The organism is Lentilactobacillus hilgardii (assembly GCF_009832765.1).
Classification (GTDB): Bacteria; Bacillota; Bacilli; order Lactobacillales; family Lactobacillaceae; genus Lentilactobacillus; species Lentilactobacillus hilgardii.
Genome location: NZ_CP047121.1, coordinates 1,362,073 through 1,374,037, shown reverse-complemented (window position 1 = coordinate 1,374,037; position 11,965 = coordinate 1,362,073). Strand labels below are relative to the sequence as shown.

Below are 11,965 nucleotides of genomic sequence, written 5' to 3'. Positions count from 1 at the left end.
TTAAAAAATCATTGTAACCCTGTCAATAAAAAAAGCAAGTCAGCAATCCAAAATACCTGTAATTGTCTAAACCTTCATTAATTTGTTTTGAATTTCATCGGCAATTTCCTTTAACCGTTGCATGTTTTGAACCTGCGAAATTTTATACCCAACAAAGTATGGGGATGTTGCAAACCTGGGCACAATTTTACAATAAAACCGTTCATTAATTTTATAAAAAAACAGATTGTATGAGGATAGACGGCCACCCATATAATCATTTAACAGGTAATCGATCATAACGTGAGCTGCATCGGCCAAAGCATCAATATTTTCAACACCGTTGATTGCAATATTGATCTCTACAAACCCAATGATCGGATGTGTCGAAAGTGTGATCTCCCGTTGTGGCTGATTTGAGACAAAAACACCAGTGAAATTTTCCACACTGATATTTTGATAAACGTCATAGTCATTCAAACCAACAATTTGAAAATGTGGATGTCTCAGACTACCACCCGATAATGGCCCAAAATTTTTATACATAATCACACTTGTGTATTGATTGGAATCAATCATCTTTTGCCAACATTTAAATGCAAATTCAAATACTTGGCGATTCTGTTCAATAGAATAGATAGAGGGTCCGCCTTCATGATCACTGGACTCAATGACAACCGTTTGAAATGTATCTTCCAAAGTTCGAAATTTATTAACCAACCAAATCCGGTCCTGTTCCTGAGCTAAAATATTAGTTAAATGGGCAACATCACAAAATGGGCAGTAGCCCTTCGGATGACGAATATTTTCCGGCTTGCCTTTTGCTGCATTATAGTCAAATTTTAACGGTTGATTCACTTTATGGCCTACCTTTTCTTAAATAATCTTTTGTTTATTGTAATTCTGTCTTTAGTATTCGTCCAGCAATGCAGTGCACTGTCATTAAAAAACCGACAAATTGTGAGAATAGCATCCATCAGCGTAGAATCTGAATGATGAGAAATGATGAACGCAGGGAATGGTGACGATTCTTTAGTTATGAATGAAGTGGATCTACAAGTAAGTTATTAATAACCAATTTAATAGAGCCACCCCATAAATGGTTTCTCGGGTGAATTATTCACTCCAGCATGTTATACTTTGGTCGTTGGGTTTGATATAACCCAACTATTGGGGATAAGATATTAGACGCGTCCAGACTGGCCTTTGTCAGGATGGACGTTTTTGCATCGATCAGTATTTCTTAAAGATCCATTTTTTTCACAATCAGTGCAATGGTTTCCTCCCAACAATAACACTAACCTTTAAGATAATAATCAAGGTTTGTGAATAAAATGGTTGCACTCGTTTCTCAGATGCGTTATATTTTTACTTGTACTTATAAAAAGTAAGCAATTAAAGATAACCTTTAGGAGTGACAATATCATGGTAAAAATGAAAGCCGGTCAAGCTTTGGCCAAAGTGTTAGTAAGTTGGAACATTGATCATATTTATGGGATTACCGCAGATTCAATTAATAATACCGTAGACGGCTTATATCAAGAACGTGACCACATTAACTATATTCAGGTTCGCCATGAGGAAGTCGGTTCTCTGGCTGCAACAGCTGACGCGAAATTAACCGGGAAAGTGGGAATTAGTTTTGGATCAGCCGGTCCCGGCGCGACACACTTATTTAATGGCTTGTACGATGCAAAAATGGATCACGCACCGGTTGTTGCGATTATCGGTCAATCGGCAACACCGATTATGAATACCTATTTCTTCCAGGAAATGGATCAGGATCCGATGTTCGTAGACCTGACTGATTTTCACAAACAAGTGACCAACCCCGAACAGATTCCATACGTTATGGATGAGGCCATTCGCTATGCCTATCAGACAAAGGGGCCTGCCATTGTTATTATTCCGGATAACCTTTCGGGAGAAGAAATTGATTTTGAACCGTTCAAAACGGCCAAAACGCTTACTTCCACAACCACTAAGATAACTGATCAGAGTGCTGTTGAGGACGTCTATAATTTGTTAAAACAAGCAAAACGCCCTGTTCTTTGGGCCGGTCTGGGTATGAAAGATGCCCGCCAGGAAATGATTGATTTTTCTGAAAAATTCAGCGTCCCGGTTTTGACAACGGCTCCTGCAACCGGCATTATGCCAACCGATCATCCAAACTATATGGGGGCCCGCGGCCGACTTGGTACAAAGCCGGGCTTCGAAGTCACTCAGGCAGCAGATTTAATTATTCTGGCAGGAACCAACTATCCATTTAGCCGTTTCTTACCACAGGGTATTAAGTTTGTTCAAATCAATAACAACGTTGAAGACTTAGGTAAACAACGTGACGTTGACCTGGCTGTTCTGGCAGATGCCAAGCCATTCTTTGCAAAGCTCAATACCATGGGCGAAGCAGTTGCCCCAACACCATTTCTAAAAGCCGCTCAAAAAGATAAACAAAATTGGAATGCTTGGCTGGATAAGGTCGCAGATGATGACAGTAACGGCCTTTCTCCGGAAGCGGTTATTCGGGCGATCAAAGAAAACAGTGATGACGATGCCGTCTTTGGCCTTGATGTTGGTAATAATCTGATGTGGTCAATCCGCCAATTACCGTTTAACCACGATCAAAAACTAAGCATGTCCGCTTGGTTTGGCACAATGGGATACGCTCTTCCGGCAGGAATCGCCGGCAAACTTAGTTATCCCGATCGCCAGGTTTTCAGTATCGCAGGTGATGGTGGCTTTTCCATGACCATGCAGGATCTATTAACTCAAGTTCAGTACAACCTACCTATTGTTAATGTTGTTTTGGAAAACAAAGCCTTTGGTTTTATTCAACATGAAAAGATTACTGCCAACCAGGAACCCTATGGGATTCACTTTATCGGTGCCGATTGGGCCGGTTTTGCGGACAGCATGGGCGCAATCGGTTTGAAAGTAACCGATCGACAGTCCTTAGCAGAGGCTTTCAAAAAGGTTCAAGAACTTCAGGCTGCCGGTAATACAAAACCAATTTTAATTGATGCCAAAGTTAAAAATCAGGATCCGGTTGATACCAGTTTTATGCCAATCGACCCAGAAAAATTCGACAAGGCAACGATTGATGCCTACAACAAGCAGTCAAACCTTTTTGACCAACCACCGTTCTCAGAATTACTCAAAAATGAATCAAAATAAAGATCATTAGTTAAATAAAAAACGACTGGGTGCCTATTATGGCACATTCCCCAGTCGTTTTTACTCATTTATGAACAATTTTAATTAGCTGCCATCGCCTCATTAGGTTTTTCATCGCCATCTGGTTGAAGCATTTCGGTCACCTCTTGTCGCCGACCATAAAGATAAGTGACTGAAAAACTCACACAAAAGCTGATCACACAACTGACAAGAAATGATGGAATTGCAGTCGTGGCGATGCTGATAAAGCCAAGAACGCTGTTAGATCCCAGTGAAACCGCTAAGACGTGTGTTAATCCAAGATAGACAGAGGCTACACCAGAACCGATCATTGATGCAACAAATGGAAATTTCAACTTTAAGTTAATCCCGAACATTGCAGGCTCGGTAATTCCCAGGAGTGCCGACATACTTGCAGAAGATGCCAATCCCCGTTGCTTCTTATCCTTTGTTAGGAATAAAACTGCAAGAGCAGAAGCACCTTGTGCAATATTTGAAACCGATGCAATCGGGAAAATAAAACTGCCCCCCGTTTGTTTAACATTGGCAATCAGCTGTGTCTCAATCGCCGGGAAACTTTGATGAAGTCCTGTGATAACAAGTGGTGCGTAGAATAAACCAAGTATCCCGGTTCCAACAGCCCCTGATGTTTGGTAAAGCCAAAGCAATCCAGATGTTAAACCATCGCTCACATCCCGCATAACCGGTCCAACAATGACAAAAGTCAAAATGCCGGTTACCAAAATTGTGATTAATGGTGTAAACGTATAATCCAATGCTTCCGGTAGCCGCTTATGACACTGTTTTTCAATAACAGATAACAACCAGGCAACAGCTAACATCGGAATAACAGATCCCTGATAGCCGGCTTGGGCAACCGGCAAGCCCAGAAAATGCCAGTAAGGTAGCTGATGGCTGGCCAGAGCTGTGCTAACGTTATAACCATTCACTAAAGCTGGAGAAACCATCATCATGCCCATTGCGCCGCCAAGATACGGGTTTCCACCAAATCTTTTGGTTGCTGAAAAGCCGATGAGAACGGGTAAAAACGCAAACGGTGCGTTGGCAAGAACGTTAATAAACGCCGCAAACCCTTTTAAATTTGGATACGCAGTAATAAGCGAATCATTCATAAATAAATGTGGTGCAGATAAAACATTGTGAAGAGCCATTAGAAGTCCCGCAGCAACTATTGCCGGAATAATCGGTACAAAAATATCTGCCAATAAATTAATAAAGTTTAAAAAACCATTTTTTGTCTTTTTTAAAATAACTGATTGCAGCAAATCATATCCTCCTTTTATGATAAAAAAGTCACTTCGACATAGTTTACAGACTTTTTAAGAGGATGCAAGCTTTTTCCCCAATCAAATTTGCTTTAAAATCAAACGTAACCGGTTTCTTCCCTACTGTTTCAGTCACAATCAAGCGACATATTAATTGCTTTTGGTCTGACATGCATTACACTATGAATAGCAATAATTGATTAATAAAGGAGCGATTTTAATGAAAGCATTTGGATACGAACAAAATGGCGGCCCTGAGGTTTTTAAAGAATATCAAGTCCCGATTCCGGAAATTTCGGGAAATCAATTGTTAATCAAGACACAGGCTTTTAATTTAAATAATTTTGAACGGGCGCAACGTGCCGGAGAGTTCAAGGCAACTGATCACCGAATCATCCCCGGCAGAGACGTAGCCGGTATTATCGATCAGGTCGGCAGTGACGTTAGCGGGTTCAAAATTGGTGATAGAGTTGTCGCCCACGGTCACCATTCATATGCTGAATATGCAATTGGCGAAGATACAAACACGGTTAAATTACCGGACAATGTCTCTTTTACCCAAGCCGCCGGTATTGTGACACCGGGGCTTGCTGCCTATAAGGGACTTCATCTTTTTGCAGACGTTAAAAAGGGGCAGACCGTTATTGTTAAAGGTGCTTCGGGAGGCGTCGGCTCAATTGCCGCTCAAGTTGCTCTGGACCTTGGTGCAAAAGTGATTGGTGTCGGCGCCAGTCGTAACGCAGACTATGTCAAATCACTTGGCGTTTCGCAATACGTTGCCTATGATCAACAAGATCCAGCTGAAGTTTTGGCTGATGCTGCCGATGTTGTGCTTGATGCGGCTTTAAACGGCAATGGAAATGATAGTGATGTTCACATTGTTAAAAACGGCGGCATCATTGCCACTGTTGGGGATGCTGAACCAGCTACCAATAAAGATGTCTCTTTTAAACACATCCATCCGACCCAAGAGATTTCTGACACGACGGCTTTGGCTGCGCTACTGAAATTAATGTCTGAAAATAAGCTGTCGATTAAAATCGGCTATCAACTGCCATTTACAATTGATGGTGTCATTAAGGGACATCAGATCCTTGAATCTAAACACGATGGCAGAGTTGTCGTCTCAAAAGACTGATTTTTATTAAACGCATAGCGACAGAAATGTTGTTATAGATTAATACCGGATCATCGCTGGAATATTAAAGAGGTCAAGACGATTTAGTCTGACCTCTTTTTTGTTAGGATGTTCATTATTTGGTTAAAGAACGCGCTGCAAGACGATTACTATCAACCATGACCATTAGCGACAAATCTTTTTGTTGTCACATTGCCAACCTGATCAATTGCCTTGACTGTAAAGGTATTTCTACCGGGGGTTAAATCATAGGATTGGTTAATCTGGTAGTCCGGATACGGATTTAAAGGCTGATTTTGATCATGCCTATTAAAACCGGCATCTTTTTGTTGGGAAAAGAGATTATTACCGTTAACGTCAAGTTTAACACCGGAAACATTATCATTAACCGTTCCCGTAAGCCTTATCCGATTGTTTTCCACGTTTTCGCTGACGGCCAGACTCGGCTTCACTACATCCAAATAAATTTCCAAAATACCGCGTTGCTTTTGAACCTTACTTTGCCCGTTTCTTAGTATCGTTTTGGTATATAAATTGTAGCCAACGCCACGTTGCTCGGTCGGATTGAATGGGACTTTGAACTTAAATGTGCCATTCTTTGAAATTCGAACTCTGTTAGCCGGATCGGTTTCGTCTGGCGTTGCCAGGATCACTAATCGTTGCTTGTTAGGAGATGAAATCTGTCCGTTAATTGTTAACTGATGGGTTTGTAAATCATAAATAGTTGCACTGTTAGCCGCATTTAAAAATGTGCTGGCATTATCATGCAGCTGGAAAAATTTAATCCCTTTGCTTGGCGCTCTCCGATAGGTGAGTTGTGACGTCTTATGGCCATTTGGTATTGGTGATCCAAAAATCGATTTGGTTTTTTTCTGTGCCTGGGCATTTGAAATGAGCTTAGGAGTCGTCTTTTTCAGTTTGGCTATGAGTGGCGCTTTGGGTAATTGGGAAACCACAATCAGTGTTGAGGGCGATTTTAAATAAGCGCCAAATTTTTTCTGTGGAACTTGGCTCCATCCCTGTATCGTTTCGTAACCGGTTTGACTAAAGTGACATGTAAAAGCGACGACACCCGTTTTAGGATTAAGGCGTCCCTTTACGACTTTGTTTGTCCCTGTATCCTTGGCATAAGCATTCAATGCCGGCACACCCTTTGGTACTCTTGCGTATAAAGTAAAGACCTTCTTATTTGAAATTTCCAAATAACTCGACGAGGCGTTTTTACCGGTTCCATACTTAAACCATTTAAGTTGTGGAGCCCGATCAAATGACACATTGGCTTTTTTTGTGACTAACCCCGAAAGTTTTCGATGAACGGCCACTTTTGTACTGTTCCCCGCAATATCCGTCAACGTCAAATTAGCCTGATGCTTCATGAGCATCTGTTTTACAATTGATGTTAACCGATCACTAAACTGACCGGCCAACGCCGCTTTTTTCGTCAGTTTAATGCCGAATTGATGACCATTTGTTGACAGAATGCCACGGGAAATACCGGTAAAGCCTGCACCATGATCGTTAAACTGTCCTGTTAATCGACCTGTTTTTCGATTATAGGTCACTGCCGTTGCCTGAGGAGCCCGCGTATCCACTTCAACCGGATAAGAAGCCAATTGTTGCTGGTCTGCGCCATCGTTATAGTTGGTCGTAACCAATTGATAATGATAGCGGCCATTCGGTACCACAATGGATTTCCCGGTCGACTGGTCAATATAACGGCCATTCCACTGCAATGCTTTTGGATTCTGCCGCATACTGAACGACGTACTGAGATCCAAGTTACCGGAATCATTGGCAATCGATTTGTCTGTATCGGTTTCCTGATCAATAACTCGAATGACATTCCCTTGATCATTGACAATCTGTGCCTTCACATTGGCAAGGCTTTGCTTGGCAAACACAAATGGGGTGACGCTGTCTTGATGATGATCGCCATTTGGTGAAAATGCCACCCGAGCAGGATGGATATAACTGGCCACTTTTCGCCAATTTGTCTTATTATCATGATTGTTAACATAAGCACTTAAAGATACCCGATCACTGATTCCAAGAGGTGTGTTGTTCTCATCCATCAAATAACCGCCATGAAAAGCACTATTAGGCATAAATGCAGGCGAATCAATCACCTGTTCCTTGGTCGTATCACCATAGTAAGCCAAATATGGCATTGACAACGACTGCCCGGGTTGATCCGCTTTGAAATGCAGGTACCCTTCCACCACTTGATTTGGCTTAACCGTTGGTGAAATAGACAAAGATAAAGTGAGGGTTTTTCTCTGTCCCGGATCGATCACAATATTGGATTGATCGGAAGTTAGCGATGCACCAGTCAATGAAATATCGTGTACCTGACCATCCTTTTTTTGATCTCGAATCTGTGTCATAGGGCCACCGTCATTGTCAACAGCATAATTAATCGGAACGGAGCCGTGATTTGACAGCTCAACTTTAAAAGAATGGCTCCCACCGATTTGGCCTAACGAAACCGAGCCAATACCGGTTGCCGGATCCTGAACCGTTGCTTTGAGATTGGCAGCAGCCGTCACATTAATTTGCCCCGCACCCTGTCTTCTGGGTGAGACAATATTTCCGGGATAATTAACATCTTTCATTGGTGTTGCACTGTTCATCAACATATTTTTTGTTTGTGAAACCAGCTGGCTGCCGGATAAATCAGGCTGGGATTGCTTTAATTTTTGAATGACAAGCGCTGCTGCACCAGATACAAACGGTGTTGCCATTGATGTCCCTTCCAGCATGGCGTACGTGTTATTTTGCCAAGTGGAAGTAATACCCATGCCCGGGACAGAAATATCCGGCTTTAATGTATAGTCAGGAGTTGGCCCCCATGAAGAAAAAGATGCCATTTCATTCTGAGAACCCTTCAATGAATTTTCCGCGGCAACGGTCATTGAATTGGCAGAAACTGCCGGATCAGCCAAAGTGCCACTATTGGCTTCTTGATAAGCCGTATTGATCCCGTTTGTGTTTGTCAACGGGTTACTTGTAAAAATACTGGCTGAGTTACCATAGTTGCCACCTGCAAGTGAAACAAACACACCATGATTAATGGCATACTGAACCGCGGCCTGCTCCTCATCGGTAAACGACTGATTGGGTAAGCTGATGCCCAGTGAAATACTGATCACATTTGCGCCAAGATCTACTGCATCGTGAATGGCCCGGGCAACATCATTTTTGTTTTCGTCGTCAATCATGTCGGACACTCTCAAATCCAATAGTTGCGCTTCTGGTGCAACGCCCACGACATATTCATGCTGCTTCTTGGTATAACGCCCGTTTGCGGCAATAATGCCGGCAACGTGTTGCCCATGAAACCCCGAAACATCATCCGGTTCAGTTGCCTGATTACTATTTGATGCGTAATTATAGGCAAACGGAATCTTTGAATTGACATATCTCCCATATCCCTTTTGAGCAATCATCCGTTGCGCATCGGCTTTCGAAATCTTGGCAGTTCCGGGGCTCGTCAAGCGAAAATCTTTATGAGGTTGAATCCCGGTATCGATTACAGCAACGACCATTCCCTGACCTCGATTTCCCGACTGCCAAAGCTTTGGCACATTGCCCTTATCAATTGCAGCTTGATTCTCGTTTCGCCCCTTTGCGTAAACAGGCAAGTCAATCGATACCCGACCGGCCCCAACCGGGCTTGAAAATCCAATTAAAAGCCCAAGCGTCAGCAATATGCCTGCACTAACAAACACACCAATGAACCCTTTTTTAATACATAAACGCTTCACTAAATCATTCAATGGCAACTCCCCCAGTCAGAATAATGGTTCTACAAATTAAGTATAGTTAAAGAAGTGCCAACTTGCATATGATTAGTTTAGTTTTCCCAATTCACGGCGAACCTCCGGGGCCTGTTGTTTACTGCTGGTAAAGATAATGCGATCATTTAATTTTAACGATGTGCCGCCGGTTGGCCGAATGAACCGCTTATCACGGTAAATCTGGGTGATCGTAATCTTATCAATGAAGGGAATATTTCTCACTTGAATATCTGCATATCGGGAGTTCCTAAGTGCCACTTCGTAAACACTGGCTTCGGTAGACGTCATTAATCGCATCGTCGAAGGCGCTTCAATCAGTGAACGGAGCATACTAATATTAACATCCGGCGTATTATAGACCTCCACTCCAAGACTCTCCAGCTCACTTTGCTTGTCGTTTAAAATATTTCGATCTTCAAAACGAACGATCACCCGTTTAACGCCATATTTTTTAGCTGCCCTTGCCAATTCATAGTTTTTCTTAGAATTCAATTGTCCCATAACAACAATATCGGCATCAAAAACCCCCTGATTGACCATAAAACCCGTCTCCATGTTATCCAATAATTTAATTGAGACTTCACTGTTGAATGCCCGGTAGTTATGCTGATTATTCGTATACATCGTCACATCATACCAGCCCTTTGCCAACTGTTGGGCAACCGGGACCGTCGTTAAATTGGTTCCGATAAAATGGACAGTGGTTTTCTTTAAATCCTCTGTTTCCGCAGAATAACCCTTATTAAACATTAAAGGTCCAATCACGCAGGTTAGAATGGCCGCCAACAGAAAAGCACCGGACTGTTGGCTGTTTATTTGATGCAGGTGCCGGGCAACTTGTAGTACGGCAAGCACTACCGTAATTGTTGTCGCCGACATTGCGGTCCCCGCAACTGCATTACTGGTCTTAAAGCGCATTTTCAGAGCAAAATAGACCAAGGCCTTGGATATGATATAAGCGCCAAAAATAGCCGGAATCATCAACAATGTTTGCGAATGAGAGATCAGTTGTCGTAAATTTAAATTCACCCCACTCATCATGAAGAAAATGGGAATAAAGAAACCGTATCCGATGGAATCTAATCGAACTTTGGTTTCTTCATGCGGTTCGAGCAGCTTAATAACGATCCCTGCCAAGAAGGCACCAAGAATGCCTTCAGCACCCACAGATTCCGCAACGGTCACCAACGTAACAATCATAAAGAATGCCAAGCGGACATCTAATTGAGTGGTGGATTTATTGATTTTATCAAACAATTTAAAGAATGGTTTGAAACGCAAAAAAAGTAAAGCCGCAGCGACCAAGATCAACAAAATCAGCCATAATGACTTTGAATTGGGACTGTACGCCGAAGCATAAAATGTAAGACCAACCATCGGCACAACTTCGCCCAATGCCGCTATCAGCAAAATGGTTTGGCCAAATGGACGGCTTAATAATTCCTTTTCCTTCAAGCTTGCAATAACGATCCCAAGTGAAATTGTCATAAATAGAATCGAAGACAGGAAAACATCTTGGAATAACCCCGACAATTTCAACCCCACACCCATTACAATCGACATTGCAATAATCGATAGATAACCTAAAAATGCAATCGTCAATACTGAATATTTGGGTGCCTGCTTTTTCCCTTTTTCTTCAAGAGGAGATAACCGCGTAGACCGGCGTTTAAAAAGACTAAAATCAATCTCCATCCCACTCAAAAACAAAAGAACGATAACACCAACATTTTGTAACAAATCCAGCGTTGAATTTATCTGAATCAGGTTTAAAAGCGACGGACCAAGAATGACCCCTACAATAATTTCAACAACAGCAGTCGGCAAAAAAGTTATTTTAAACCTTGCCATTGCCAATGGAATCAGTAACGCAGCCAGTAAAATAATAACCAAAGACAATTGATTCAAACTATCAACTCCTTCCAATGCTACTTGATCTTTATCAGAAACGTTAAAACAGCTAACACTTTAATGGAAACCGGTTGAAATTTCAATCATAAACCGTCACTTGAAATAGATTTCAACTTTGAGAAGCAACATTTCCAAGTTACATGAAAGCGCTTATAGCTTATAATAAAGAAAAAACAATTGGAGGCTTTCATTATTATGGATCCACGATGGCATCAAGCATTATATAGAACAGAAGGCATTAATTCAGAAGGTTTGGAGGGACACGCTTATGTGCCTGATGGCTTAAATGTTAAAACCAGCAGTCCTTTAAATAATCATCCCGGCACGAACCCCGAACAGTTACTGAGTTTATCGCTAAGTACCTGCTTAGAAGCGACCCTTGAAGCAATTGAACGGGAAAGACAGTTGCCTCACATATCCGAAGTCCGTGTCCAGGTTGCCTTTATCGGTGCCCGTGCCCACTATGAATTTTTAGTCAATGCCCAAATTAAAGTGGCAAGTGTGGACTTTGAGACAGCTAAATCAATGACAGCAGAAGCCGAAAGGCGCTGTTGTGTGTCACAATTGTTGGCAGGAAGTAAAAACTACACCGTAGAAACGGTCAAAGAATTCAGCCAATCAAAATGAGTCTAGACCCTTAAATTAAAAAAGTTTTAATTTTAATCGGGTTATTTTTTGAT

7 protein-coding genes are annotated in these 11,965 nt (G+C 42.0%); 3 read left to right on the top strand and 4 right to left on the bottom strand.

Annotation, left to right across the window (positions count from 1 at the left end; translation table 11 throughout):
- Nucleotides 1-66: 66 nt before the first annotated feature.
- The gene (locus GQR93_RS06365; protein WP_003553483.1) at nt 67-837 is read right to left on the bottom strand and encodes a DUF4931 domain-containing protein; all 771 of its coding nucleotides are present in this window, start codon (nt 835-837) and stop codon (nt 67-69) included.
- A gap of 567 nt (nt 838-1,404) precedes the next feature.
- On the opposite strand from GQR93_RS06365, the gene GQR93_RS06360 reads away from it, so the two are divergent.
- Nucleotides 1,405-3,153 carry a thiamine pyrophosphate-dependent enzyme gene (locus GQR93_RS06360; RefSeq protein WP_003553481.1) on the top strand — a complete coding sequence of 583 codons (1,749 nt, stop codon included), beginning with the start codon at nt 1,405-1,407 and terminating at the stop codon, nt 3,151-3,153.
- An 80-nt stretch (nt 3,154-3,233) separates the two neighbouring features.
- On the opposite strand, the gene GQR93_RS06355 is transcribed toward GQR93_RS06360, so the two are convergent.
- Entirely contained in the window at nt 3,234-4,439 is a 1,206-nt protein-coding gene (locus GQR93_RS06355) for a PTS transporter subunit EIIC (RefSeq protein ID WP_003553480.1), read from the bottom strand.
- A gap of 220 nt (nt 4,440-4,659) precedes the next feature.
- Between GQR93_RS06355 and GQR93_RS06350 the strand changes: the two genes are divergently transcribed.
- Complete coding sequence (locus GQR93_RS06350; protein WP_003553476.1) at nt 4,660-5,577, top strand: NADP-dependent oxidoreductase; 918 nt, start codon at nt 4,660-4,662, stop codon at nt 5,575-5,577.
- Nucleotides 5,578-5,729: 152 nt separating this feature from the next.
- Here the strand turns inward: GQR93_RS06350 and GQR93_RS15435 are convergent, their stop codons facing one another.
- Nucleotides 5,730-9,353, bottom strand: a complete 3,624-nt coding sequence (locus GQR93_RS15435; RefSeq protein WP_225430275.1) for a S8 family serine peptidase — start codon at nt 9,351-9,353, stop codon at nt 5,730-5,732.
- A 72-nt stretch (nt 9,354-9,425) separates the two neighbouring features.
- Nucleotides 9,426-11,282: a cation:proton antiporter family protein gene (locus GQR93_RS06340; protein ID WP_187117452.1), complete on the bottom strand. Its 1,857-nt coding sequence runs from the start codon at nt 11,280-11,282 to the stop codon at nt 9,426-9,428.
- Between the two features lie 195 nt (nt 11,283-11,477).
- Between GQR93_RS06340 and GQR93_RS06335 the strand changes: the two genes are divergently transcribed.
- Nucleotides 11,478-11,912: an OsmC family protein gene (locus GQR93_RS06335; RefSeq protein ID WP_375711563.1), complete on the top strand. Its 435-nt coding sequence runs from the start codon at nt 11,478-11,480 to the stop codon at nt 11,910-11,912.
- The last annotated feature ends 53 nt before the right edge of the window (nt 11,913-11,965 follow it).

Excerpts from the sequence above, each read along its gene's own strand:
- GQR93_RS06360 (WP_003553481.1), top strand. The coding sequence starts at position 1,405 with ATGGTAAAAATGAAAGCCGGTCAAGCTTTGGCCAAAGTGTTAGTAAGT.
- GQR93_RS06350 (WP_003553476.1), top strand. The coding sequence starts at position 4,660 with ATGAAAGCATTTGGATACGAACAAAATGGCGGCCCTGAGGTTTTTAAA.